General features: G+C 47.0%; 21 protein-coding genes and 1 tRNA gene. 11 read left to right on the top strand and 11 right to left on the bottom strand.

All coding sequences use genetic code 11. The annotated features are described in order from the left end of the window. The first annotated feature begins 104 nt into the window (after window positions 1–104). Window positions 105–1,778, top strand: a complete 1,674-nt coding sequence (locus tag QMA13_RS07455) for a ribonuclease J (protein ID WP_282940597.1) — start codon at window positions 105–107, stop codon at window positions 1,776–1,778. A 114-nt stretch (window positions 1,779–1,892) separates the two neighbouring features. Here the strand turns inward: QMA13_RS07455 and QMA13_RS07450 are convergent, their stop codons facing one another. The 6 genes from QMA13_RS07450 to QMA13_RS07425 form a co-directional block, all read right to left on the bottom strand. Beyond that, on the bottom strand, window positions 1,893–2,591 hold the full coding sequence (locus QMA13_RS07450; protein WP_282940596.1) for a response regulator transcription factor: 699 nt from the start codon (window positions 2,589–2,591) through the stop codon (window positions 1,893–1,895). A 65-nt stretch (window positions 2,592–2,656) separates the two neighbouring features. Then, window positions 2,657–3,880 carry a hypothetical protein gene (locus QMA13_RS07445; RefSeq protein ID WP_282940595.1) on the bottom strand — a complete coding sequence of 408 codons (1,224 nt, stop codon included), beginning with the start codon at window positions 3,878–3,880 and terminating at the stop codon, window positions 2,657–2,659. Further along, window positions 3,867–4,427: an RNA polymerase sigma factor gene (locus QMA13_RS07440; protein ID WP_282940594.1), complete on the bottom strand. Its 561-nt coding sequence runs from the start codon at window positions 4,425–4,427 to the stop codon at window positions 3,867–3,869. Before QMA13_RS07440 ends, QMA13_RS07445 begins: the two co-directional genes overlap by 14 nt. Before the next feature lie 259 nt (window positions 4,428–4,686). Beyond that, window positions 4,687–5,685 carry a C-terminal binding protein gene (locus QMA13_RS07435; protein WP_282940593.1) on the bottom strand — a complete coding sequence of 333 codons (999 nt, stop codon included), beginning with the start codon at window positions 5,683–5,685 and terminating at the stop codon, window positions 4,687–4,689. 25 nt (window positions 5,686–5,710) lie between these two features. Continuing rightward, window positions 5,711–6,979, bottom strand: coding sequence for an MFS transporter (locus tag QMA13_RS07430; RefSeq protein WP_282940592.1), 1,269 nt, complete (start codon window positions 6,977–6,979; stop codon window positions 5,711–5,713). Window positions 6,980–7,020: 41 nt separating this feature from the next. Continuing rightward, window positions 7,021–8,034, bottom strand: coding sequence for a zinc-binding alcohol dehydrogenase family protein (locus tag QMA13_RS07425; RefSeq protein WP_282940590.1), 1,014 nt, complete (start codon window positions 8,032–8,034; stop codon window positions 7,021–7,023). Window positions 8,035–8,273: 239 nt separating this feature from the next. On the opposite strand from QMA13_RS07425, the gene QMA13_RS07420 reads away from it, so the two are divergent. Next, window positions 8,274–8,954, top strand: a complete 681-nt coding sequence (locus QMA13_RS07420) for a GntR family transcriptional regulator (protein WP_282940588.1) — start codon at window positions 8,274–8,276, stop codon at window positions 8,952–8,954. A 114-nt stretch (window positions 8,955–9,068) separates the two neighbouring features. On the opposite strand, the gene QMA13_RS07415 is transcribed toward QMA13_RS07420, so the two are convergent. Continuing rightward, complete coding sequence (locus QMA13_RS07415; protein WP_282940586.1) at window positions 9,069–10,406, bottom strand: sulfatase family protein; 1,338 nt, start codon at window positions 10,404–10,406, stop codon at window positions 9,069–9,071. A gap of 182 nt (window positions 10,407–10,588) precedes the next feature. On the opposite strand from QMA13_RS07415, the gene QMA13_RS07410 reads away from it, so the two are divergent. Further along, window positions 10,589–11,461, top strand: coding sequence for a helix-turn-helix domain-containing protein (locus QMA13_RS07410; protein ID WP_282940584.1), 873 nt, complete (start codon window positions 10,589–10,591; stop codon window positions 11,459–11,461). A gap of 142 nt (window positions 11,462–11,603) precedes the next feature. On the opposite strand, the gene QMA13_RS07405 is transcribed toward QMA13_RS07410, so the two are convergent. The 3 genes from QMA13_RS07405 to QMA13_RS07395 are packed head-to-tail and all read right to left on the bottom strand — an operon-like array spanning window position 11,604 to window position 15,652. Continuing rightward, window positions 11,604–12,725, bottom strand: a complete 1,122-nt coding sequence (locus tag QMA13_RS07405) for a Zn-dependent alcohol dehydrogenase (RefSeq protein WP_282940583.1) — start codon at window positions 12,723–12,725, stop codon at window positions 11,604–11,606. A gap of 37 nt (window positions 12,726–12,762) precedes the next feature. Then, entirely contained in the window at window positions 12,763–14,295 is a 1,533-nt protein-coding gene (locus QMA13_RS07400) for an aldehyde dehydrogenase family protein (RefSeq protein WP_282940582.1), read from the bottom strand. Further along, the gene (locus tag QMA13_RS07395; RefSeq protein WP_282940581.1) at window positions 14,279–15,652 is read right to left on the bottom strand and encodes a lyase family protein; all 1,374 of its coding nucleotides are present in this window, start codon (window positions 15,650–15,652) and stop codon (window positions 14,279–14,281) included. The genes QMA13_RS07400 and QMA13_RS07395 overlap by 17 nt, the downstream gene beginning before the upstream one ends. A gap of 349 nt (window positions 15,653–16,001) precedes the next feature. Between QMA13_RS07395 and QMA13_RS07390 the strand changes: the two genes are divergently transcribed. From QMA13_RS07390 to QMA13_RS07380, 3 genes are all read left to right on the top strand, one after another. Next, the gene (locus tag QMA13_RS07390; protein WP_282940580.1) at window positions 16,002–16,757 is read left to right on the top strand and encodes an IclR family transcriptional regulator; all 756 of its coding nucleotides are present in this window, start codon (window positions 16,002–16,004) and stop codon (window positions 16,755–16,757) included. A gap of 405 nt (window positions 16,758–17,162) precedes the next feature. Next, window positions 17,163–18,494: an MFS transporter gene (locus QMA13_RS07385; protein ID WP_282940579.1), complete on the top strand. Its 1,332-nt coding sequence runs from the start codon at window positions 17,163–17,165 to the stop codon at window positions 18,492–18,494. A 69-nt stretch (window positions 18,495–18,563) separates the two neighbouring features. Then, window positions 18,564–19,970 (top strand): NAD-dependent malic enzyme, encoded by a 1,407-nt coding sequence (locus tag QMA13_RS07380; RefSeq protein WP_282940577.1) that lies wholly within the window; start codon window positions 18,564–18,566, stop codon window positions 19,968–19,970. 135 nt (window positions 19,971–20,105) lie between these two features. Here QMA13_RS07380 and QMA13_RS07375 read toward each other — a convergent pair. Continuing rightward, window positions 20,106–20,177 (bottom strand) — tRNA-Lys (locus tag QMA13_RS07375). A gap of 203 nt (window positions 20,178–20,380) precedes the next feature. Here QMA13_RS07375 and QMA13_RS07370 point away from each other — a divergent pair. From QMA13_RS07370 to QMA13_RS07350, 5 genes are all read left to right on the top strand, one after another. Further along, window positions 20,381–21,055: a response regulator transcription factor gene (locus QMA13_RS07370; RefSeq protein WP_282940576.1), complete on the top strand. Its 675-nt coding sequence runs from the start codon at window positions 20,381–20,383 to the stop codon at window positions 21,053–21,055. Between the two features lie 3 nt (window positions 21,056–21,058). Then, window positions 21,059–22,501, top strand: coding sequence for a HAMP domain-containing sensor histidine kinase (locus tag QMA13_RS07365; RefSeq protein ID WP_282940575.1), 1,443 nt, complete (start codon window positions 21,059–21,061; stop codon window positions 22,499–22,501). Window positions 22,502–22,544: 43 nt separating this feature from the next. Next, complete coding sequence (locus QMA13_RS07360) at window positions 22,545–23,330, top strand: DUF3919 family protein (RefSeq protein ID WP_282940573.1); 786 nt, start codon at window positions 22,545–22,547, stop codon at window positions 23,328–23,330. A 25-nt stretch (window positions 23,331–23,355) separates the two neighbouring features. Then, the gene (locus tag QMA13_RS07355) at window positions 23,356–24,390 is read left to right on the top strand and encodes an ABC transporter substrate-binding protein (RefSeq protein ID WP_282940572.1); all 1,035 of its coding nucleotides are present in this window, start codon (window positions 23,356–23,358) and stop codon (window positions 24,388–24,390) included. 102 nt (window positions 24,391–24,492) lie between these two features. Then, window positions 24,493–26,151 (top strand): ABC transporter permease, encoded by a 1,659-nt coding sequence (locus tag QMA13_RS07350; protein WP_282940571.1) that lies wholly within the window; start codon window positions 24,493–24,495, stop codon window positions 26,149–26,151. Window positions 26,152–26,163: the final 12 nt, after the last annotated feature.

Below are 26,163 nucleotides of genomic sequence, written 5' to 3'. Positions count from 1 at the left end.
AATAACAAACTCATGACTCACCACTAATTGCCACGAATAGGAGATCTGTGCTTGGTTCAATCTATGCATGAAAAGTACTGGAATCATGGACGGGGGGATATTTGTTGAGCAGCGAGAAGAGTAAATTGTCCATTTTCGCCCTTGGAGGCGTTAATGAAATCGGTAAAAATATGTACGTACTGAGGTACGGGGACGATATCGTCGTCATTGACTGTGGCTCTAAATTCCCTGATGAAAGCCTGTTAGGGATTGATCTCATTATCCCAGACATCACTTATTTAATGGAACACAAAGATAAAGTACGCGCCTTGATCGTGACCCACGGACATGAGGACCACATCGGCGCTATTCCCTATATATTGAAGCAATGCAGCATGCCCATCTACGCGTCGCGATTAACTATAGGGCTCATTGAAATTAAATTAAAAGAAGCCAGATTGCTGGCAGATACGCAGTTAATAGAAATCACCTCGAAATCGTCCGTTGACTTAGGTTCCATCAGCGCGACCTTTTTCAAAACCAATCACAGCATTCCCGATTGTCTAGGCATCGCTTTCCAAACGCCGGAAGGGACGGTTGTACATACCGGAGATTTTAAATTTGATCTTACTCCCGTAAACGAGCAATACCCGGATATTCACAAAATGGCTGAAATCGGCAAAAATGGTGTGCTCGTTTTATTATCCGAAAGTACGAATGCAGAGCGTCCCGGGTTTACTCCATCCGAACGAAACGTTGGAGAATCCATTGAAGAGGCCTTCGCCAAAGCGCGGCAAAAAGTAGTCATCTCCACGTTCGCCTCTAACGTTCACCGGCTTCAGCAAATTATAGACGCAGCTATGTTAACTAATCGCAAGCTGACCATATTAGGAAGAAGTATGGTGAATGTAGTGAGAATTGCTTCGGAGCTCGGATATTTAAACATTCCCGAAGGCATGCTTGTAGAAGCCGGAGAAGCAGCCGGTCTGGAAGCCGAACGTGTAGCCGTTCTATGCACGGGAAGCCAGGGAGAACCGATGGCGGCTCTAGCCCGCCTGGCGTCCTCCACACACCGGCAAATTAAGATTATGCCTGGGGATACCGTTATTTTATCTGCAACCCCGATTCCTGGGAACGAGCGCAATGTGGCGCAAATCGTCGATAATTTGTTTCGCCTGGGGGCCAATGTTATTTATGGCTCCGGCACGGTCACTGGTATGCACGTTTCGGGGCACGCCAGTCAGGAAGAGCTCAAGCTGATGCTCACCTTAATGAAACCAACTTATTTCATTCCAATTCATGGGGAATACCGGATGCTTCATCAGCATCGCTTGTTGGCTGAGGCCGTCGGAGTGAACTATGAGAACATCTTCATCCTCAGCAACGGAGATGTCGTGGACATCGAAGATCAAACCGCCCGTCAAAGCCGGAAGGTACCTGCGGGAAATACATTCGTAGATGGCTGGGGTATCGGCGATGTGGGCAACATCGTGCTTCGCGACCGGAAGCATCTCTCCGAGGATGGTATTCTTGTCGTAGTTATTACATTAAGCCGAACCGAAGGACATATTTTATCCGGACCGGATATTATATCGCGCGGCTTCGTGTACGTCCGGCAGTCGGAAGCACTTCTGGAAAATGCCAATCGGATAGTCAGTGAAACGATCAATAAGCTGCAGGCGGAAAACATCTATCAATGGTCCTCGCTTAAAGTGAGTGTAAAAGATGCTTTGGGACGTTATTTATATGAGAATACCGGAAGAAGACCGATGATTTTGCCTATTATTATGGAAATATAAGCCCCATTGACGCAAACCAAAGCTCCCCCTTGATGTGCTGTGTAGAACATCAAGGGGGAGCTTCTGTATTGGATAGCTGAACGACTATATTCCTGCTGCTTCTAACAGATCATCTCAGCCATTAAACGTATATCCTACACCCCATACGGTTTTGATGAGTTTATTTTTGTTGCTATCATCGCCAATTTTTTTGCGAAGCGTACGGATATGCACCATAACGGTATTGTTGCCACTCTCATAATAAGCCTCGCCCCACACATGCTGAAAAATATGATCGGCGCTGAATACTTTCTTGGGATGGCTGGCCAGCAAATACAAAATATCGAACTCTTTAGGCGTTAATTCGATAGGCTCACCATATAGAACCACTTTTCGCTGATCAGGGTAGATGCTTACTCCGCCCGCTTCCAATATATCTTCATTTTCAACGGAGGGGCGATTCAGCTGCATGTATCGGCGAAGCTGTGCGTTCACTCGCGCAACCAGCTCCATCGGATTGAACGGCTTGATCATATAATCGTCGGCACCCATCACAAGCCCCGTTATTTTATCCATATCCGAAGTTTTAGCGCTTAAAAATATGATAGGCATATGATAGTGCTCACGGATTTGCCGCGTGACCTCATATCCATCCAATTTAGGCATCATAATATCCAAAATAGCTAAATCAATCGGTTGGGATTGAATAACGCGAAGAGCCTCTTTCCCATCCGGGACTTTAATAAGCTGGTACCCTTCTTTTTCTAGATGCAGCGCAATCAGATCCGCAATCTCGGCCTCATCATCCGCTATCAGAATGGTAATTCGTTTCATTCTTATCCGCTCCTGTACAATATCGACCTGACTATTATTGTTTCCTATTCATTATGAAACCAACGTCATTTCCCAAGCAATATTTTCGCACGCTGCTTCCATAACTCGATAAACGGTTCGTCTACGGCCCATTGTATCATGACTATAGATTCATTGGCAGCCAGATTAACGGACAGCAGTGGTGTAGGGATCAACTGACCATTGAACGGATACACGACAATGTCCTTCGATGACACGATACCGACCATTTCCCCGTTTGGCGAAGAAAAGGCATCTACTGCATCCGGTTTCGTTCGCTTAATATCACTCCAGCTTGCTGATAGCTTATCGTAGGAAACAACTGATTCAGGCAGCTTTAATGGAACTTCTTTTAGCTGGAGTGGAGCTTGGGTCAGCTCAGTTCCCGGAGTGTACGTTGAAACCTGAGGAACCCACTGTCCCTCTTTACGTGTAATGGTCCAGCTTTCGCCTTGCTCCTCCTGCAAATCCGCGGCTAACGAGCGGCCGTACAGCTTATTTAAAGAAACATGAGGTTCCTTATCGGGTGTAAGGGTGAATGAAAGCTTCGTTTTTGTTAAATCCTCCACATCCTTGACCCACACATAATCATGCGCCGTTTGTTTGCCTTTATCTTTTTGCTGTACGGTTTGGGATACGGATAAATACCGATTCCCAGCAAAAACAAGCTTCTCCGTCAGGTTCGCCTGTTGCAGTGAAGTTCCCTTTTCTTGAGCTGGATTCCTATTCTTTTCGGTTGCAACGGAAACAGCCAGCTTCTGATATGTCGCATCAACGCTTTGCATATTTTGAGGACCAATTCTCATAAACTCCGTTTTATACGGCATCAAAATTCCATTGCCTTCGGCCGCTTTGCGAAGCTCTCCATGCTCCTCCGCCACCAGCAGCGTACGGTATGTACTGTATTCCGGATTGACACCCTCAGAAGGATGATCCTTTCTCAAACCTATTAATACAGCAGACCGGATCGGGTCCGCCTTGATCGTCGTATTCAGCAATGGGAGCGCAGACTTGGGAATGAAGGATTCGTTCGCCGAAACATCTGCTGTAATCTCCGCAAGAGGACTATGCCAATCGAAGGACAAGAATAGCGCGATTGCAACTAGAGCAGCACAGGCACCGGCACTCCAAGGTAACCACTGCTTCTTCTTCCTGCCGGCTTGTTCGTCTATACGCTCCCCGATCCGCTTCTTTAACGAATCCGAAAATCCATGCCGGGTCAGAGGTCCATCAACCATCCCTTGTTTCAATTCGTCGTCAATCGGCTCCATTGCTTTGATTCTCCTTCTGTTTGACCATTTTTTTGCGGGCGTGGAACAATCTAGACTTGACTGTTCCTTCTGTAACATCTAAGATTTGCGCAATCTCCTTCATCGAAAGCTGGTAATGGCCATGTAAAATCAGCACCTCACGATACTTGACGGGCAGCTTCAGTACGCACTTCCACATATCGTTGACTGCCATCTGCTCAATGACCGTTTGTTCCGTGGTCGCTTGCGTGCTCGAAGGAGCTATGTATTCCATCAGGGTTACCTTCCTATAGAAGGCCGATCTTCGATAATCCACCGTCATATTGCGCGTTATGGTCAAAATCCATGTTTTCACAGATGATTCTTGACGAAATGTATATAAATTACGATACACCTTAATAAATACTTCCTGAGTGATGTCATCGGCTTGATCCCACTTACGCGTCATACTAAACGCATAATTCCAAACATCTTTGCCGTAAGCGAGCATCAGCTCTTCTAATATCGCCTTTTTATCAGAGCTTGCTGATAAATATCTCAAATATTCCAAATTTGCTTCCGATTCCAATACTGCCACCTCAATTATGGACGATCCATCCTCTAGATTGGTTCAATCCTCACTATGCTCTAATGCTCAATGACCCTGCACTCCGCTTATCTCTTTCTCTTGCCTCTAATTATAGGCGATATATATAGACGATGGAAACAAACAAAAAGTTCACTTTTTTTCATATTAATAGTTCTTATACATCAAGGAGCTTCCCGGAATAACAAAAATGGCCCTGCTATCGGAAGCAGGACCTTTCATGATGAAATAATGTTAAATTTCATTTAAGTTTTTCTTGAAGGTGCACCTGATGTCTGACATCACGGTTGAAGAAATAATCAGGGTAGAAGCCGGAGAGAACATCTACGATGTTCTGGGCAACCTTTCCCTTCAATTCTCGCTCGGACTCTTCCGAGTACCAGGCGACGTGCGGATTGAGGATGACCTGTTCCATGTTCAACAGCGGATTATCGGGATGAATGGGCTCGTTCTCCAGCACATCCAACCCTGCACCAGCAATTCGCGAAGAACGAAGCGCCTCAATAAGTGCCTGCTCATCCATTAACGGACCTCTGGAAGTATTGATGATTACGGTTTCAGGCTTCATCTGACTGAACTGCTTGCTTCCGATCAAACCTTGAGTATCTTTCGTTAATGGCGCATGAACGGAAATAAAATCAGCCGTTTGGCACAAGGTGTCCAGATCTACAAGCTCCACCTGATGCTGAGCAGCCAGTTCAGGACTCATGAATGGATCATACGCTTTTACCTGGAGTCCGAACGCCTTGGCTTTCGCGCTAAGATTTTGAGGGATCTTACCGAATCCGACCAGTCCCAATACTTGTCCCCTCAATCGGTGGATTGGGATCGACTTTTTATAATCCCATATGCTGCGCTTCACATAACGGTCGAGCAAGGATACTTTACGAGCGCAGGCTAACAATAAGGCCAGTGCATGATCCGCCACTTCATCCAAGCAATAATCGGTGCAATTGGCGACAATGATGCCCTTTCGTGTAGCCGCTTCCACGTCGATCGTATTGACACCTACGCCATAGCGGGAAATCACCTTGCATCTGTTAAGCTGCTCGATTACACGTTCAGTAATGGGTGCATATTGATTCAAAATTCCGTCGGCATCCTTCGCGGCTTCGATAACCTCTTGTTCCGTTTTGCATTGCGCCGTAATAAATTCCACGTCAAGCTGTCTTAGCACATCCCGCTCGATTTGCAGGCTGTTATATTCGTAGTCCGTAATAACGACTCTGAATCGGGCCATACTCATTCACCTCTATCCGCATTCACTACTTATTGTTCACTGCTGCAGGATTGTTTTTATCACTAATTGGTTTTACAAAAAAGGCAACACATAAAGCTCCGATCACGGCTATACCGCCAGCTAGTAGGAAAGCACTTGTAAATTTGCCAGTCGATTGAACAATGAAACCCGTCACTGTAGGACCGATAATACCGGATATGTTAGCAAGAAAATGCATGAAACCGCCTACACCGCCCACACGTTTCTTTTCCACTGTATCTTGAATGATAGACCAGTAAGTGATAGCAGTAAGATACAGGAAGAATACAGCCAGTGCCATTAAGGTAACGGCTCCTGTAGTAGTAGTAACTAAGCCTGCAAATCCGATACTTACAGCAGAACCGAGCAAGCAGGTTACCAATACAACTTTACGGGAGAACAATGCATTGCCTGTCTTTTTATAAATAAAATCGATAATAAATCCACCCAAGGTAAAGCCAATGAAGCCTACTGTCCAAGGAATCATGGTAGCAAAGCTCATTTCTTTAACGTTCAAATGTCTTGCATCTATCAAAAAGCTTGGGAACCAAGTCAAAAAGAAAAACAAAATATAGTTGTAAGCGAAGAAGGCGACAGCCGTAAATAAAACCGTCGGTTGTTTCAAGTAAAAGGACAATGGAGTTTTGCCAGACTTGCCGACAGGTGCGTTGACTTGAACCACATCATCGTCCTCCTCATCGACTTCCTGGTTGCTTGGAAGCTCTCTTACGAACTTAACCCAAATGGCTGTCCAGATCAGACCGATAAGCGCGATGACAACGAACGAAATTTTCCAGCCCCAATTCAAAGCTACGATACCGACGACCGGTCCTGATAGCGCCCCCCCAAGAGAGGTACCGGCCATAGCGATGGCCAATGCTCTTGCCCGGGATTTCTTTGGAAACCAGTTGTTGACCATTTTGCTTTGGGATGCGGAAAGAGGACCTTCTCCCATACCAAATAAAACGCGTGCTATAAATAGCGAGATAAAGTTAAAGGTTAATGCCGTCACACCGGCAAAGATGGACCAAAAGGTCATCGATGTCGTTAGTACCTTTTTGGCACCGAAATAATCGGAGGCGTAGCCTCCAATGAAGTTAAATATCGCATACCCGATGAAAAAACTACTGAAAATCATCCCCATATGAGCTGCATCAAGCTGAAGATCCTTCTGAATGAACGGTGCCGCAATGGATAGCGCCGAGCGGTCCATGTAGTTGATAACCCCAGCAATAAACAGCATCACTAATATAAAACCGCGTCCTTTAGATAACATTGTGGATGTCCTCCCTATTATGTCTTATTTTTACCAAGTCGTTATAAAGTTACAACCGCTTTGATAATATTGGACTCAGGTTTCAAGAACGTTTCGAACTCGTCGATCATCTCATCAAATGTCGTTCTTGCAGAAATGAAGGAATCCGTATCCACATTCCCTTGTCTTATCGCGTTCATCACATGCTCAAAATCTTCCCGGGTAGCATTGCGGCTTGAAAGAAGCGTCATCTCGCGTTTGTGGAAATCTGGATCGAAGAAGCTAATATCGCCTTGAACCAGTCCTACATATACCAGTCTGCCGCCATGAGCTACGAATTTGAATGCATTCATCATAGAACCTGCGCTGCCTGTAGCATCAAACACGACAGTAGGGAAAGAACCTTCGGTAATCGCTTTAATCTGACTCTCAGCATCTTCCGAAGCTTTGACTGTATAATCTGCATCCGCCCATTTGGAGCAAAATGCTAACCGTCCTTCATTCATATCCAAAGCGATTACTTTGGCTCCTGCTTGTTTTGCAAAATTCATCACACCCAGGCCGATAGGTCCTGCGCCAATCACAAGTGCATATTCTCCAGGCTGAATCGCTACACGTCTAACGGCATGCGCTCCAATGCTGAGGCACTCTACAGTAGCTGCCTGATCCAGGGTAATATCGTTCGTCTTGATCAAGTGTGTAGTTGGGAGCGATACATACTCCTGCATTCCGCCATCTGTATGAACACCAAGCACTTGCACTTGCTCGCAGCAATTCGGTTTGCCGCTACGGCATGCAATACAATGCCCACATTCCAGATAAGGCAGGACCGTCACTCGATCTCCAGGCTGCAAATCACTGGCTGGGTTATGATTTTCTACAATTTCTCCGGCCAACTCATGACCAAGAACTCTAGGGTATGAAAAAAACGGCTGACGCCCGCGGTATGCATGAAGATCGGTTCCGCAAATCCCTACGCGGCGAATCCGAACTAAGGCTTCACCCGCTTTTACCGTTGGCATCGGTACTTCCGTCATTGTAAATTGGTTTGGTTGCTCGCAAACAATACATTTCATCGTAATATCTCCTTTTTGTTCAAAAATCGTAAGCATAGTACCTTCAATTTCATCTAATGTGACATATCACATGTAACATGTTACATATTACGCTTAATAAAGATACCTCATGAAAGCCTTTTCGTCAATACCTGCTTTAAGCCTATTTGCGGAATGCGGTTTGACCTAATTTGCAAAAATCAATTATAATTCTATTAACCATGAATTCTCGGGTGTAACGCGGAAAGAAGGTAATAACCTTGAGTAACACTATAGTTGAAACGTCCCTATTAGCCACGCAAGTGTACAAAGTATTGAGACAAAATATTATGGGCGGAAAATATGCTCCAGGTGATAAGCTGGATATTCATAAATTAGCCTCCGAATTTGGAGTTAGTCGTTCCCCGGTCAAGGATGCGTTCAATCAACTGGTCCACGATGGATTAATTGAGGTTCTGCCGCGTAAAGGCACTTATGTAACCCAATCGAACCCAAAGGATTTCGTGGAAATTCTTGCTGCCCGTCTCATGATAGAAACTTGGGCAATCACTCAGGTCATCAACACAGTATCCGAATCGCAAATAGCGGACCTGCTGCAGATTACCTCTGAAATGGACGAGCTCGTGAACAATCAAGAGATCGACCCTTTTCCATTTGAAACGTACAGCAAGCTGGATAAGCAATTTCATCAAACGATCGTAGAATGGACAGGTAACACAAAAATTTTAGCCATTTACACTTCCTTGAACGCTCACGCCACCTTAGCGCGGGTCGTTTATTCCACGTCTTTGGAAAGCACGAAGAAGCGTCATAGTGACCACAACCGGCTTTGTGAAGCGTTGCAGCAACGTGACTTGAACTCATTTACCGGCATTTTACAAGCCCATATTGAAAGTATGAAGAAGGAAGCCCTCTCCCGCTGGAATCAGCTGGACGGTTAGATTGGCCTTGTAGTCCCATCATACGTAAAAAACCGGCTTTATCCGCATTACGCAGATAAAGCCGGTTTTTGCATTTAGCGGTACCTATCGGTGTCCGCGTGTCTAGCATTCTTCTTAATAAGGCAGTGGCAAAGCTAAAGAGTCCCCTGCCCACCTCTGCCATTGGATCAACTCGTGGTGTAATTCCTTCATCTTATCGGTATTGTCCGTGAGTCCTGATACATCGTCCATTTCCCATGGATCCTTCTCCAGATCAAAGAGCTGTATCTTAACCTTTGTTGTGTCCTCCGGGCTGATATAGTAGATAAGCTTCCAACGCTCATCTTTCACCATACGTTGAAGGTTCTTATATGCAGAAAATACGGTTTTACGGATTGCGGATGATTCATTATCCCTCTGCACCATATAGGGCTGCAATGACAACCCTTCCACTCCAGCCGGGACAGCGGTTCCGGTTAAATCGCAAAGCGTACGATAAATATCTATCTGGCTGTGCAGACCCGAGACGGTTTTATTTTCCGAAATCCCCCTCCCTTTCAGGATAAGCGGAACCCGAATACTGTGGTCATACAAATTTTGCTTGCCCATAAGACCATGCTGTCCTACGGCAAGACCATGATCCGCGGTATAGACTATGATCGTATCTTCCGATAAGCCACGTTCCTCCAGCTTCTGCATTACTTTCCCTACTCGATCGTCCATATGAGTAATCATCGCATAATAATCCGCGGTATGCCGTTGAACGGCTTCTGGCGTTCGCGGCCAAGCTTCCAGCTGCTCGTCACGAATCTTCATTTCCCCGTTATCAAAAGGATGAACCGGTAACGCATTCGGCGGCAGTGGGATGTCTTCATCAAGATATTCACTACGGAACTCCTCAGGCGCTGTCCTAGGATCGTGCGGCGCCGTATAAGCCAAATACAGCACAAACGGCATTTCGCTATCGTGCTCCTCCAAGAATCGGATAGCCGCATCGGTGAATATATCCGTGGAATGCTCCTTCAAGGTGTAGCGCTGATCATTCGAATAGTTTCCCGTCGGATCGAACTCCTGCAGCGGCACTTCATAGTGGCTGTTCATTCCCCCGAAAAAAATACGGCTTCCTCCGGCAAAGCACCGATTAAACGCCTGGGTACTATGATGCCATTTGCCGACACCATAGGTAAAATAACCAGCCTGACGCATCGCCTCGGGCCAAAGGACAAACCCTGGATCCAGCGCATTTTCCTTAACACAGCGAAAAACACTTGCTCCCGAAAGAATGCAAGACCGCGATGGCATGCATAGCGCCGCACTCATCCCACCCATAATATGCGTCTGCTCGAAACGCGTCCCCATGGATGCCAGTGCATCCAAATTCGGTGTGCTTACAGACTTGTCCCCTGCGCACCGAAGCGCGCTGTAACGGTGATCATCAGAAATAATAAATATAACATTAGGCTGCTTGGACATCCTGTCACTCCCTATATCTTTGTTTTTTTAAGAGTACAAGACCCATCGCTTTTATCCCATGTCATAATGGCAGAAACGCATGTCAAAAAAGTACAATAACTTAGCCTGATCTTATATTTATTGACAGTTAATCTAACTAGTCATTATGATGATTTTATTGAATCCAATGCAGGAGGACAATCATGTCAAATAGGTATACTCCTTATACCTCCGTTCAAGGGCTTGAACAGCTGCTTGGAGAGATGCTTGCCAAAGCTTATGTTATTCGCATTATGGCCAGCTATAACGTGAGCGTAAGTACCAATTGGCTTATTCGCGAGCGGATGCTGGACGATTTTCACATGCTGTACGTTGTCTCCGGTTCCGGGACTTATATCGTGGAGGATATGGCTGTTGAATTGACACAAAACAACGTATTATTTATATCCAATCAGGTAAGACATCAGGCATTCCGTAATAAGGACATTCCTTTTAGGATCATTCCGCTCCGTTTTAGGCTGTATGCTCCCAAGGATGAGAAATGGATAACCGATCGTGCCGATCGATTTTATCTTCACTTTACTCCGCGTAACGGCTTTGCCATGCAGCAGCTTTTTGAAAAGATACATACGTATAACCAGCTTCAACCATCCGTTATAAAGGAAACATTATGTCATTCAGCCGTCGCTGAAACATTAGCGTCTCTTCTTCTTGAGCTTGAGGGGCTGAACCGACCTTATCCGTTACATCCCGGCTTAAGTAAAATAAAGCAAGCAATAGATGAGCATCCGGCAGAACGATACAGTCAGCGGGAGTTGGCGGATATAGCCTCGCTCTCTCCCAAATATGTCTCCGCTCTATTTCACCAAGTCTTCGGCCTGCCGTTAAAGGAGTATGAGATTCGAACTAGAATGGAGTATGCCGAATACTTGCTTAAGCATTCGAACCATTCTGTGAAAGAGCTAGCTAATCTGCTCGGATACCCTGATCCGTATTCTTTCTCCAAGCAATTCAAGCAGTATAGAGGCTATTCTCCCTCTTCGGTTATTCTTAGTACCCGAGGCGGGGATCGGTAGAATTCTGAAGTACGTCCGATTTGCTGGCATGAAGGTGCAGATGCTATGATTCGGAAATTGAAAAAAGGCAGATCTAGACTATCTAGATCTGCCTTTTTTCATATAAAAAATATAGGATAGCGAGAATCATCTGATAAACATATTATTTCCCTGAAGGAAACTCGACTACAGTACGACCTACGTTGATGCAGCAGCTGTCGTGGAACGCATCAAACGCCTTGTTAATGTCTTCAAGCTGAATCCGTTCCAATACAAGATCATCCAAGTTAAACTTGCCATCCAAATAGAGCTTGGCAATAATCGGGAAATCGCGAAACGGCTGCGTATCGCCGTAGAAGCTGCCTTTCAGCACTTTACCGACACGGTGGAAGCCGCCTGCTGGCAGGTTCAATTCCTTTGATGGATTGAATGCCCCAATAACTACAACGGTTCCGCCTTTCCGAGTTCCTTTCCATGCGCTTTCAGTCGCTTTGGTGTTCCCTGTGCAGTCAATGGCAAAGTGTACACCAAGTCCGCCTGTCATAGCCTTCAAGGTTTCTTCTGCATTTTCCTCACCCACGTTAATGGTATGAGTAGCTCCGAATTTCTTGGCAATTTCCAGGTTAGCCGGTTTCATGTCGCAGGCAATGATTTTGGAAGCTCCGGCGATTCTGGCGCCTTGAATCGCATTGACCCCAACACCTCCGATTCCGAATATGGCAACGGTAGAGCCAGGAGTGACTCCTGCTGCGTTAACCGCCGCGCCATAACCGGTAGCTACGCCGCAGCCGATCAAGGAAGCTTGTGCCAGAGGCATTTCATCCGGTAGCTTGACGCAGGACATTTCCGGAACAACCGCATATTCCGCGAAGGTGGACAGCAGCGAGTTATGGTAGATTTTCTCTCCGTCTTTGCTTAGACGAGTCGTTCCGTCCAAAAGCGTACCGTCGAACATAGGACCGAAAGCCGATTCACACAGATGGACAGCACCCGTTACGCAAAACTCGCAGGTTCCACAGTAAGGCACCCAGCTCAATGCTACTTTATCCCCTGGCTTTACTTTCGTCACGTTAGGACCAACGGATTCCACGATCCCTGCTCCTTCATGTCCGAGAACCGTCGGGAAAGGTGTCGTTGCATCATCAAGCGCGTTCAAGTCGCTGTGACATACGCCCGTTGCAGCTATTTTGACAAGCACTTCATTGGCTTTAGGTTCATCCAAAGTAATTTCTTGAATGGCAAGTGGTTGACCGACTCCCGTCATAACGGCAGCTTTGATTTTCATTATGGTTTCCTTCTTTCAGTGGGATGACCTTGCAGTATTAGTAAGCAAACCAGATCGCTCTTGTTTTGGTATAGGATTGCAACGAATGAACAGCGTACTCTTTACCCCAGCCGCTTTGCTTCACGCCGCCGAAAGGACTTGCGAAGTCGTAGCAGCCATATTTGTTCACAAAGACCATGCCTGCTTGCAGCTTGTTTGCCACACGATGAGAACGGGATGCATCGCCGCTCCACAGACCGGCTCCCAACCCGTAAATGGAGTCATTCGCAATAGCTACAGCCTCTTCTTCCGTGTCGAACGGAATGACGCACAATACAGGTCCGAATATTTCTTCCTGAGCAATTTTCATTTTATTGTCTACTTCAGCAAAGATAGTCGGACGGATGAAATAGCCGTTCTCATTGTCGCCGGTCATATCCCGTTTGCCGCCCGCTACAAGACGTGCGCCTTGAGCGATTCCGCTCTCGATGTAGCCAAGAATGCGCTCCATCTGTTTTTTGGATACTTGCGGTCCTTGATTCGTTTCCGGATCGAACGGGTCACCCAGCTTGTAGCTGTTAGCCAATTCAGCCAAACGTTCAACCACTCGATCATAGATGTCGCGATGAGCGATCAGACGAGTCGGCGCAGAGCATTTTTCCGCTTTATGGGTGAACAATCCGTAGAAAGAGCGTTCAATAGCGCCTTCCAGATTAGCTACATCACTGAAAATAATGTTAGGCGATTTACCGCCAAGCTCCAGCGATACCGGCTTCAGATTGGTGTCCGCGGAATCGCGTACAAGCTGTTTGCCTACATTCGTGCTGCCTGTAAATGCCACTTTATCTACATCCATGTGTCGGCTCAGGAACGAGCCTGCTTTGCCGTCACCTAAGATCAGATTAATGACACCTGGAGGCAATACGTTGGCTTCATGCAAAATCTCGAACAAACGGATTACCGAGAAAGAGGTTTCTTCCGATGGCTTAAGAATGACCGTATTGCCCATTGCCAGAGCAGGAGCAAGCTTCCAAGCGGCCATATCGATCGGGAAGTTGAACGGCACGATCTGAGCGCATACACCGATAGGATCTCTTGTCGTAATGCTAAGGAAGTTACCTTCTACCGGATTGTTTTCTCCATAATACTTGTCGGTCCAGCCAGCATAATACTCGAAAATATCAATAGCTTCTTGCACGCCGTCCTTGTAGGACTCGGTGTACAGCTTTCCGTTATCCAATGTTTCCAATGTCGCCAGCTCCGCTTGATGCTCTTCGATCAGCGCGCTGATTCTACGCATTACTTTCGCCCGCTCTTTGCGAGTCATCGTGCGCCATGCCCCATTCTCATTATCAAAAGCAGCGCGAGCCGCAGCGACCGCCTTGTCCACGTCCGCTTGCTCCGCTCCTTGGTAAGTACCGTTAACTTGCCTGTTGGCAGGGTTGGTAGAAGTAAACTTATCGTTGCCTGTACTGTCCACCCATTCGCCATTAATGTAGAGTTGTTTGGTTTCCTTCAGCCAGTTCATGGCCCATTCCAGCTTAGGTTGATCGATGCCTTCAAATAGAGCTTTCTTATTCATTTGGCTCATTCTCAATCCCTCCATTTTGGGAAAACCGTTTGACGCCTTCCCGTCCTTGTTCTTTTATTAATTTGGATACAACGCTGTATCCATATTTCTCCTTTAAGTCGACAACCAGCGGAATAAAGCTGTTGGACAGCTCTTCGCACCGTGTCTCGTTTGCCGTAATTCCTGACAAGCATTTGTCTACAAATAGGGTCAGTGATTTCTCAAGCATGCCTAGAGCATCCAATATATTAGCGCCCGCCGCTCCTTCGAATACATTCAAATCCACATCGGCGTGTTCGAGTGCCGCCTGAACGACACGATCGCACCCCATGACTTGAAAGCAGCTCTGAATGACGGTCTCCGGTACAACCGGATTTACCTTACCTGGAAAAAACGACGATCCTGCCTGTACGGCTGGGATTGTAATCTCTGCGAAACCTGCTTCCGGACCGGAAGACAAGAGACGTAAATCTTTGGCGATCTTCAGAAGGCTCGTTGCAAGCAAGGTAAGCTGTGCGGAAACCTGGGATAAATCGTCTATGTTTTGCGCCGCGTCAAACAAGTTGTCGCGACGGTGTAAGTTCATTCCTGTAACCTGGGACAGCATATCGATTACGATGTCCCTGTAAGGCTCTGAAGCTCCGACTCCGGAGCCGATGACCGTCCCGCCGAGATTGACACGAGATAGCTCCTCTACCGCATTCGTTAGCGATTGATGACGCCGTCGCACAACAGCTGCGTAGCCGCTGAACGTCTCTCCGAGTTGAACCCGCATGCCATCCTGTAAGCAAGTCCGCGAGATCGTTGTAATATCCAACAAGCGTTCAGCTAGTGCGTCCAATTCAGTCTGGACTCTTGTTAATACAACATGGAGCCTTGAATACGTTTTGGTAATGGCAAGTCTCATGGCTGTATGACATACGTCCGACGTTGATTGCGAAGCATTCACATGATCGGTTGGATTAACGGGAGAGTATGTTCCCCGCTTGTTCCCCCACCGTTCATTCGCCAGGTTGGCTATGACTTCGTTCACATTCATGTTGGTGCCGATTCCGCCTCCGCCGTGAAGAATATCAACAATAAATTGTTCTCGATGCTTCCCGCTTAACAACTCGTTGCAAGCCTCTTCAATCGCGGCTGCTATGGATTCTTCAATCTCTCCAACGGTCCGATTAGCCAAAGCTGCCGCTTTCTTGACCAATGCGAGAGATTCAATATAATCCGGATATTGCTGGAGCAAGCGTCCAGAAAACGTAAGGTTGGTCACGGCCCTCATCGTTTGAATTCCATAAAGAGCATCTTGCGGAATTTGCATGGTGCCGAATGAATCCGATTCTTGTCTTGTTCCCTGCAATCTATCGTAGGTAATACAGACCACCTCCCAAAGATTGAAACTTCTTGCAACGCTTTCATCCCGTCGATGACTCGGCAGTCTGCAGATAAGGCATAATCCTCAAGCTATACAGCCCCTACCCATATAGCTTGAGAACACGTATTACATCACTCTGCATTTTTCATATTGCGAACATTTGGTTCATAATACGAACTTCGTGATTATTATAAATCGGCTTTCCGGTCATGTCAATCCAACTATTTTCCGTAATTTCCACCCGCTATCTATCAGTATTTGAAGTAATATTAGGACAATCTGTATAAACGAATAGCGTTAAACCCAATAACTAAGCTATAATGACATCATAAATTGAATCATGGAGTGCAAAAATTGAATGAAACAGGACAACTCATCCGTTCAAGCAGTCGACCGGGCGCTCTTGCTTTTGCAATTGGTAGGGGATAGCACCGAACCCGTTTCCATCGTCGATCTGGCTGATAAATCAGGCATGAATCGAACAACCGTATGGCGACTGATAGGAACGCTAGAAAATCACGGCTTCATCGAACGCGATCCGTTGACAAAAGGCTATTTGCTCGGCTATGCAGCCAATCGACTAGCCGCTCAGGCTCCCCAGTACGGGTCGTTGATCCGTCGTGCACGTAAAAGCATGGAGGAATTGCAGGAGAAAACACAGGAAACCGTGCTTCTCAGCGTGCCCAAGCATTATGGAACATTGACTATCGACCAGATTGATCCGCCGCACAGCATCCGACTCGTTGATTACGTAAACGCATTTCTTCCACTGCACTGCACATCCAATGGAAAGCTGTTGCTTAGCTCGTTTTCCAAGGAAGAACTCCATTTTTTTCTGAATCAGCCTATGGATAAGAGAACACCGTTTTCTATTACAGACCCTACTTTATTACTTGAAGAAATAGAAAAGGTGAGAACTACAGGCTATGCAACGGCGATCCGTGAATTGGACGAAAATGAAAACGGCATCTCCGCTCCGCTCTATAATAAGCAGGGCCGCCTTGTCGCTTTCCTGAGCGTATGCGGACCTAGCTTCCGGTTCACCGACGATAAGGTCCTGGCATGCACCAATTCTCTCCTCTCAGCGACAGAAGAGATCTCAAGCCATTTGTAAGAGAAATAGGAGAAAAAAAGAACCTGGTCCGTATTAAAAAACGGCTTCAGGTTCTTTTTCCTGTTTTCTCCCTCTTGAACTTCTTACTCGCGTAATAAACCTGCACAATTTAAAACATACTAGAATGTCTATAATCCAATCGTGTCCCATACGGCAATAGCCATGTGTGAAAAATTATTGACAACTTGGGAGAGACAATCATATAATTCAGGTGTAGTTCATATTACGAATTTATTGTTCATATAATGAACAATATTCATTCCCTTTTTCTTGCTATCACGTTGATGAGGTCATACCCAATCTGCAAAGCCTTCAAGTTTTAAAATTACATCATGACGTGGATCGCCAACCCCTATTCTGGCGAAAAATGTGTAACGCCCATCTACTTACAAGGGGGAAACCAACTTGAACGTTAACCAATCCATAAAAATGGACGACGCGCCATTAAGCAAATTCCATATCAAAATGGCCGGTCTTACCTTTGGCGCTCACTTAACTGACGGGTACGTATTAGGCATAATTGGAATCGCTTTCAGTTTAATCAAACCACAAATGAATCTCGATTCATTTTGGACAGGCTTAATCGGCAGCTCTGCTTTAATTGGACTCTTTTTGGGAAGCCTAGTATTCGGATACATTTCTGACTTTATCGGCAGGCAAAAAATTTTCGTGCTCAGCTTTATTATCATTACCCTTGCATCCGTTTTACAATTTTTCGTTAACAGTCCGACTGAGCTCTTTATCTTACGGGTATTAATAGGGATCGGGCTAGGCGGAGACTATAGTGTAGGACATACCATGCTCGCCGAATTCTCACCGAAAAAACATCGCGGCGTTCTGCTCGGCTCCTTCAGTGTTATATGGACAGTAGGATATGTCGGATCGACGCTTATCGGAACTTATCTGCTCAGTATGGGACCAGAAGCCTGGCGTTGGATGCTTGCATCGTCAGCTGTTCCTGCAGTGATCATTCTTTTCCTGCGTATCGGTACTCCCGAATCTCCGCGCTGGCTTATTAACAAAGGGCGTGTTGAAGAAGCAAGAAACATCGTTATGAAACATCTAGGTCCAAACATTGTTCTTGATGATGAGACACCTGCCAAAGCTGAAAAAGGAAGCTTCGCCGTGTTGTTCAGCAAAGAGTTTAGAAAGCGTACCGCGTTCAACTGCTTGTTCTTTGTTTGTATCGTCATTCCATACTTTGCTATCTATACGTTCCTTCCAGCCATTCTTGAAGTCATGGGACTTAGTGAAGGCTTTGGAACCGACCTTCTGTTGAATTTGCTGCTTCTGGTCGGAGCCTTTCTCGGTATTTGGTTTACAGTGAAGTTTTCACGCAGAGGCTTCCTGATCGGTTCATTTATCGTACTGGCTGTTGCCTTGTTATTGCTTACGATTCTGCCAGGTAATGCGACTGTATTGATGATTATTGTTTTCAGCGTTTTTTCATTAATTATGTCAGCTGTGAGCAATCTGGTCGGGGTATTCCCTGCCGAGAGCTTTCCTACTGAAGTACGCTCCAGCGGGGTCGGTCTTGCTACATCGGTTAGCCGGCTAGGTTCAGCGATTGGTACATTCCTGCTACCTATAAGCATCGACGGCTTTGGCATTAATACTACGATGCTTGGACTTACCGCCGTTTTAGTCATTGGTGCTATTGTTTCCATCGCATGGGCTCCGGAGACCAAGTACCTCTCCCTTTCTGAAGCGAGCCATGTTGCAGGTGAAGATAGCTAAACAAAACTAACAAAGTCAATACCACTACAATAGATAAAATACATTATATAGGAATGGATGAGAGTAGAGATGTCACATACTAGTATTGTTTTGCGTGTGGAGCTGTTTCATGAAACAACCACCTTCGGTGATGTTGCTTCTGCAATCAGTAAAGCTTCCGGGGACATTACGTCCATCGACGTCATTAGGGCAGGGAAAGAATCTTCTATTCGTGACATTACCGTCGATGTAGCGGAGTCTAACGAATCCAGCGTGATTGATGCCTTATCGAAGCTGAACGGGATTAAATTGATTAATGTATCGGATCGTACGTTTCTCGTGCATTTGGGCGGTAAAATTACAACACAGCCTACGCTGCCTATCAAAAACCGCGAGGATTTATCCCGTGTGTATACTCCGGGGGTAGCCAAGGTTTGTACCGCTATTCATGAGAATCCGAAAAAAGCGTTCTCGCTAACGATCAAACGCAATACCGTTGCCGTAATCACAGATGGAACAGCTGTTCTCGGACTTGGCGATATCGGCCCTCATGCAGCCGCGCCTGTAATGGAAGGCAAGGCGATGCTGTTCAAGCAGCTTGCTGGAGTCGATGCATTCCCGATTTGTCTTGATACCAAGGATACGGAGGAAATCATCCGTACCATTAAAGCGATTAGCCCAATATTCGGCGGCATTAATCTAGAGGATATAAGCTCTCCACGCTGCTTTGAAATCGAAAAAAGGCTTGGAGATGAACTCGATATCCCTGTCTTTCACGATGATCAGCACGGTACCGCTGTAGTTGTCATTGCGGGTCTGTTGAATGCTTTGAAGGTGGTTGGTAAGAGGATTGATCAGATCCGTGTCGTCGTTAACGGCATCGGGGCAGCCGGCGTATCTATTTGCAAAATGCTGCTCGGGTCCGGTGTAACCCGTCTCGTTCCCGTAGATCGGGAAGGTGCCATCGTTCGCGGCGGAACTTATTCCCACCACCCGATGTGGCAGTGGTTATCGGAGCAGCCTCAAGTTGAAGCAACAGAAGGAACGTTAAAGGATGTTCTACAGGGTGCCGATGTGTTCATCGGAGTATCCCGAGGCGGGATCTTGAATGCTCAAGATATCCAAACCATGGCTTCGGATAGTATAGTATTCGCCATGGCGAACCCTAAGCCGGAAATTGATCCGGAAGAAGCACTGCCACATGTAGGGGTATTCGCTACGGGACGAAGCGATTATCCGAATCAAATCAACAATGTACTTGTGTTCCCCGGCATTTTCCGCGGGGCGCTTGACTGCCGGGCCAAGAGCATCAATGAGCCTATGAAGCTCGCCGCTGCGCGTGCTATCGCTGCGGTAGTGACAGAAGCTGAGCTCAACAAGCATTACATCATCCCGAGCATATTCAACGAGCGCGTCGTCACCAACGTACGGAAAGGCATTATCGAAGCCGCCATCCTGACCGGAGTGGCTCGCAGAATTCCGCCGGATTTCAGATAAAAGTTTGTTAAAGAGCCTCTTCGGTAAGCGAAGAGGCTCCTTTTATTGTCTGATCATAGATGCATGGTTAGATTGTTTCAAAAAAAGCCCTCTGTCCCAAAGGAAAGAGGGCTTTGCGTATGAATATTTGTTGGATAGGCCCGGTGGGGGTCGAACCCACAACCTACCGGTTAAGAGCCGGTTGCTCTGCCATTGAGCTACGGACCTAAGTACAATAGTATTGTACCACATATTCAATAAAGCAATCAAATGAATTGTCACGTCACGTCACGTCACGTTACCTCATCGCCATCCGTTTCCAATCATCCAAGCTTTACAACAAAAAAGACTCGTGTAGAATGAACGTATAAACTAACGTTAATGATCACGGACTACAGAACTATAATCGTTTACGGAAAGGAAGCCTCCCGGTGAACATTTTAATTATCGAAGACGATTCCAGCATCCAAATGCTGCTGAAACTCAGCCTAGAAGTCGAAGGCTTTCAACCCATCGTTGCCGGCACCGTTAGCGCTGGGCTAAGCGAGCTAGCCTCCACCCCTATCGACCTGATCCTGCTAGATCTGATGCTGCCTGATCAATCAGGATTCGAGCTGTTGAAGCAGCTTCGGCATACTTATAAAGATATTCCGGTCATTGTTCTGACAGCCAAGAACGAAATGAACGATAAAATACTCGGCTTCCAGCTCGGTGCCGACGATTATTTGACGAAACCTTTTGAAACACGGGAGCTGATCCTGCGGATACGCGCCGTCATGCGTCGCATGAAAGCGGATACAATAGAATCTTCTGCTGATTGCCTTCAGATTGGTGTGCTGGAAATCGACCGGACCGAGCGTACTCTCAAGGTAGCCGGCAAGCTGGTGAAGACGACAAGCAAGGAGTTCGAGCTCATGTGGCTGCTATGTAAAAATCCGAAAAAGGTGTTCTCCCGCGAGCATCTGCTCGATCAAGTATGGGGCTACGAATATTATGGACAAACGCGTGCCGTAGATATGCTGGTGAACCGTCTCCGGGAGAAATTGAGACCCCATGAGCATGTACTCGCCACCGTTCACGGGATGGGCTATAAGCTGGAGGTCTAAATCATGAGGCTGCGCAATAAATTGTTCATTCAGCATATGATCACCATTATCATGCTGTTAGCAGCAATGTACGTGGTCATTAATTACACATTGAGCAAAAGCATGATTGAGCGCGATACCCAGACTTTAAGCCAATACTACTCTCTGCATCGAATCGAGGCGCTCAAGATTGTTAATGATAAAAAAATTAGCATTGAACAGCTATTTTCAGGTACATATGCACCCTTGATTGCATCGCATTTGGCAGCCAACAGCAACTTTCAAGTGCAGTTGTTCGACTCCGAGGGTACTATTGTCGGGGATAGCGGTAACAGGGAAGATTTGATCAAGCGAAGTGACATTGACGCTGCGCTCGACGGCCAGACTGCATCGGTCATCACCGAGGTTGAAGGCCAGAAGCTGCTGATCTATGCCTCCCCTTTTACCTTTGAAGGAAAAATTGTCGGCGGCTTTCGCTACCTTCTCGATCTGAACCAGCATGAGCAGACGTTAACCGAAATGCGTCGCTGGTTCATTGGCGTTGCGGTGGGATGCCTACTGATCGCCCTACTGGCGAGCTACTCCTTCTCGTTCTTCATCATGCAGCCCCTGCAAGCGCTCCAGCAGGCGCTGAAGCGAGTAGCCGTAGGCGATTTCAGCCGGAAGATCACCGTACGCAGCCATGACGAAGTAAGGGAGCTCGCGAACGATTTCAATCAGATGTCCAGGGCTCTGCAGGAGCATATCGAGCTGCTGCATTACGAGCAGGGCAAGCAGAAAAAGTTTTACGATAACGTAACTCATGAGCTGAAAACGCCGCTCACCTCGATTATGGGATTTTCCGATTTAATCGACAAGCTGGAGCGGATCGATGATATCCGCAGCTGCAATGGGTATATTCGCAAAGAAAGTACTCGTCTTCTGCAGATGGTTGAGGAGCTGCTTCACTCTTCTCTCAAAGGCGACGAAGCATGGAGAGTGCAGACGGAGAACGCTGACCTTGCCGCTGTGCTTGCAGACAGTCTGCAAATCGTCGAACCGACGCTGCAAAAGTCTCTGATCGCGACGACGCTATCCATGGAAGCCTGCTATGCCTATTTCGATCCGAAGCGCACCCAACAGGTGCTTTTCAACTTGATCGACAATGCAATCAAACACAGCGAGTGCACTCAGCTCCATATTGAGCTGGAATCCGAGAGCGTGGACGGCAGCAGCATTATTCGCATTTCCGACAACGGGAAGGGCATGACCGAGCAGGAAGTTCAGGCTCTATTTCTTCCGGCCGAGCAAAAAGAACACCGTCCGATATCGAGCCATTCTCATGGACTTGGTCTGCCGCTGTGCAAGCAGCTGATGGAGCTGCAGGGTGGAAGCATCCATATCCGCAGCAAGCCTGGACAAGGCACCGTGGTTCAGCTGCATTTTCAGACGCAAAAATTGCCTTCCCCCGTTTTGTTACAAAATTGATACAAACCTACGATTTTTTTGAGATAAAAGGAGAGTATTCTACATGCAAGAGGAGAAGAAAGGGCTTTCATGGTTACGTCTCATCTTGTTACAAATCGTCATCGGGTGTACACTGATCGGTATCTTTGCCTATTTGTTCCGCACCGGCGTAGATGAAGTCAGGATTATTCCCCGGGAACCGAACAGCCGTGATATGTTCGACGGCGTTCCTATGCGTATGAACATCACTTATCCCGGGATCGGCACTATCTCCATCGAGGATCCGAAAGAGCTTATTGCGTGGAAGGAATCTTTTGCCCGCCTGCTCAGCTCAGGCCGTCAGGAAAACCGTGCAAACGCTTCCCGTTTGCTGCTATCTGGTTCCATAGCCTATCTGGATCAGGAAGACGTCTCGTTCCAGATAGGAACAAGCGGCTTTCTTTTCGGTTCCGATTCGGTGAACTCGTTGGAGGTTAGCGCAGAGATCCGCAAGCTTCAGAATATGCTGATAGACAAAACATTGACTGCGGATACGGTAAGTGCAGCGATCGACAATGCGGAGCATGAGGTTTTCAGGCTGGAGAACGGCGTTCTTACACCGCTGTCTGCCAGCGAACGAGCCTCTCTAACGATGCAAATGCGTACGTCCGTGCGACTCATCGACTTCAGTCACTTCAATTTCACTGAAGAACCGCCGAGCTCCCACTATGTCGTGCAGCTTGCCGGAGAGGAGAAAAACCGTAAGCATTGGCTGCATATCGATCGATATGACAACGCTTACTTCGTTGTCTTTGATTTGCTCGACGAGACGAACCATAAAGCCTATTTCAAGCTAAGAGAAGCCTCCTAACTTATTGAGGGGATGGTTGGTAGAAATGGCTAGAAAGAAAAGCAACAGCTCGGTAATGATCGTTTCCGTTATTATCGTTGTCCTGATAGCAGGATTTTTCACTTACAAATCAGGGATGTTCTCTGACAAAGCTAAAGGCAAGATTACCGTGTATTCGATTTTCCAGGAAGAGGAAGCGCGTAAAATTCTTGATAAGTTTAAAGCCGAAACAGGCATTGATTACGAAGTACTTCGCCTGCCAAGTGGAGAAGCGGTAACTCGCGTTCAGAATGAAATGGGCAAGCCGCAGGCTGACTTCCTGATGGGCGGTCCTGCCGACTCTCATGAAGTACTTAAGAAAGCAGGTGCTCTGGAGAGCTACATTTCGAAGAACGCGTCAGACATTCCTGACAACATGAAGGATAAGGAAGGCTTCTGGACCGGATTTTACTTAAATCCTGTTGCCATCGGCATTAACGAGCAGCGCTGGAAAGAGAAATATGGAACTGCCCCTTATCCGCAAACGTTCAAGGAGTTGCTGGACCCTAAATTCAAAGGCGAGATCGGCATGTCCGACCCTGCCACATCCGGTACGGCTTACACCGCCGTCGCTTCCCTCGCTCAAGTATGGGGCAAAGATGAAATGCTCAAGTACGTAGGGCAGCTTCTGCCTAACCTGAAAGAAAGACCGAAGTCCGGCATCGAGCCGATTCAAAAAGCTGCTAAGGGTGAGTACACTATCGGTGTTACGTTCCTCGGCGACCAGTTAAAGATCAAAAACCAAGGCAATCCAATTGTGAGTATCGTTCCTGAAGCTGCAGGCTACGAAGTAGGCGGCCTGGCTATTGTCAAAGGTGGACCTAACACAGCTAACGCTAAGAAGTTAATGGACTACATGCTTACCAAAGAGCCTGGTGTCCTTTACAGCGAGTCCGCAATGGCTGTTTCTGTAAAACCTGGCGTTCCTGTTCCGAAAAACGGTATCGATATTAAAACAACGAAGTACAATCAATCCTACAGCTTATGGAAAGCGGCCGATCAGCGTAAAGAGCTGCAGGACGCATTGAAAGACTTGAAATAAGCCGTCGGTATTCCCGGGATGCTGTTAGAGTCCGTGCAGGCTTTGTCCTCTCGGACTCCCCTCCCTCACAACAATGAATTCGGAAGGTGGTCATAGCCTCCTATGATTATAGAAAAAACAGGCATGGGCGCATCGGTCGGTCGGCTGGTCAAAGATCCTTCTTCCCTGATTTTGGTTCTCATCAGCTTTGCCGTGCTTTGTCTCTTTGTCGTGTATCCTCTCATTTATGTCGTAGCTTTGCCAGGCGCGGACAACTGGATAACCTTTTTCAGCAAAAGCCGTTACGGTACCGCTCTGCTTAACACCGTCGTCAGCTCCACCTTATCCGCTCTGACCGCAACAGTATGCGGATTTATTTATGCGTATTCGATCCATTACAGCAACATCAGAGGAAAGAAATTTTTCCGCTTCATCGCTTTCCTCCCGATCCTTGCGCCGTCGGTCATGACCGGTCTCGCCTTCTTGCTTTTGTTCGGCAGAGGCGGCATGGTTTCCCAATGGATGAAAGCCTGGTTCGGCGTTGAGCTTGATCTTTATGGCCTGCCGGGACTATGGATCGTACAGACGATCTCCTATTTCCCGCTTGCTTATATGACAATTACCGGCGTCCTTCGAGCTATCTCTCCCAATCTTGAAATCGCAGCACAAAACTTAGGTGCCCGTGGTTTCCACCTATTTCGTACGATTACACTCAAGCTGGCGCTGCCGGGTGTCATTAACGCTTTCCTGCTGGTAGCCATCAACTGCTTCGCGGATTTCGGGAATCCGAAGCTGATTGGCGGCAATTACTCGCTTCTGGCCGTTGAAATTTATGGTGAAATCATTAATAATGAGCCGGGTCTCGCATCCGTCATGGGTATTATCCTGGTCATCCCTGCCCTGCTCGTGTTCGTCATCCAGAACAAGCTGCTGTCCAAGGGCTCCTATTCGACGATTACAGGCAAGCCGGTATCGGGTCTGAACCGAGTGACGACGTCCCGCAAAACCGATATCGTGTTGTTTACGTTCAACAGCCTCATGTCCGTCTTCATCCTGGCGATGTTCGCCATTACGATTTTGTTCGCTTTTACCAACAATTTTGGCCGGGACAACACTTTTACATTAGACCATATTATGAAAATTGTATTTAATCCGTCCAGTCCTGCCGTTATGAACAGTCTTGTGCTGTCGTTAGTCAGCTCGTTCCTTGCTGTCGCCTTTGCGCTTGTATTAGCCTATGTTATCGTCCGCAAGCCTTTTCCAGGCAAAAGATGGCTCGATTTCATCGCCGTACTGCCGATTGCTCTTCCTGGTACATTCGTTGGACTGGCGTTAATCGTCGCTTTCAGCTCAGGACCTATCGTCCTTCAAGGATCCGCTGTCTTGATTATCGTAGCCATGCTGCTCAAGCAGATGCCTGTCGGCTATCGAGGACTGACCGCATCATTCAAGCAGGTAGACAAATCGATTGAAGAAGCAGCTACGAACCTGGGTGCGGACAGCAGAAAGACACTCACTACGATTGTCTTCCCGATGCTGCAAAAAACCGTCGTCGCCAACTTCGTCTATGCTTTTATGAAAAATATGAACACCTTAAGCACCATCGTGTTCCTGATTACCCCCAAATGGGTTGTCGCCGCGGTCTCTATCTTCAACTATGCTGAGACCGGCACCTATTATTGGGCAGCCGCAGTCGCCGTAGGCTTGATGGGCGCGACACTGGCAACGCTCGGTATTATGAAGCTGATATTCCGTTCAAAGGTTAAAATATTTGATTTCTAAAACGTCAGGAGT

The sequence above is a fragment of the Paenibacillus sp. RC67 genome (genome assembly GCF_030020805.1).
GTDB lineage: Bacteria > Bacillota > Bacilli > Paenibacillales > NBRC-103111 > Paenibacillus_S.
Note: the sequence above shows the minus strand (reverse complement) of the source record. Positions and strands in the feature narration are given on the sequence as shown.

Coding starts and splice junctions, on each gene's coding strand:
- QMA13_RS07450 (WP_282940596.1), bottom strand. CDS start 2,591: ATGAAACGAATTACCATTCTGATAGCGGATGATGAGGCCGAGATTGCG.
- QMA13_RS07445 (WP_282940595.1), bottom strand. CDS start 3,880: ATGGAGCCGATTGACGACGAATTGAAACAAGGGATGGTTGATGGACCT.
- QMA13_RS07435 (WP_282940593.1), bottom strand. CDS start 5,685: ATGGCCCGATTCAGAGTCGTTATTACGGACTACGAATATAACAGCCTG.
- QMA13_RS07430 (WP_282940592.1), bottom strand. CDS start 6,979: ATGTTATCTAAAGGACGCGGTTTTATATTAGTGATGCTGTTTATTGCT.
- QMA13_RS07425 (WP_282940590.1), bottom strand. CDS start 8,034: ATGAAATGTATTGTTTGCGAGCAACCAAACCAATTTACAATGACGGAA.
- QMA13_RS07415 (WP_282940586.1), bottom strand. CDS start 10,406: ATGTCCAAGCAGCCTAATGTTATATTTATTATTTCTGATGATCACCGT.
- QMA13_RS07410 (WP_282940584.1), top strand. CDS start 10,589: ATGTCAAATAGGTATACTCCTTATACCTCCGTTCAAGGGCTTGAACAG.
- QMA13_RS07405 (WP_282940583.1), bottom strand. CDS start 12,725: ATGAAAATCAAAGCTGCCGTTATGACGGGAGTCGGTCAACCACTTGCC.
- QMA13_RS07400 (WP_282940582.1), bottom strand. CDS start 14,295: ATGAGCCAAATGAATAAGAAAGCTCTATTTGAAGGCATCGATCAACCT.
- QMA13_RS07390 (WP_282940580.1), top strand. CDS start 16,002: ATGAAACAGGACAACTCATCCGTTCAAGCAGTCGACCGGGCGCTCTTG.
- QMA13_RS07380 (WP_282940577.1), top strand. CDS start 18,564: ATGTCACATACTAGTATTGTTTTGCGTGTGGAGCTGTTTCATGAAACA.
- QMA13_RS07365 (WP_282940575.1), top strand. CDS start 21,059: ATGAGGCTGCGCAATAAATTGTTCATTCAGCATATGATCACCATTATC.
- QMA13_RS07360 (WP_282940573.1), top strand. CDS start 22,545: ATGCAAGAGGAGAAGAAAGGGCTTTCATGGTTACGTCTCATCTTGTTA.
- QMA13_RS07355 (WP_282940572.1), top strand. CDS start 23,356: ATGGCTAGAAAGAAAAGCAACAGCTCGGTAATGATCGTTTCCGTTATT.
- QMA13_RS07350 (WP_282940571.1), top strand. CDS start 24,493: ATGATTATAGAAAAAACAGGCATGGGCGCATCGGTCGGTCGGCTGGTC.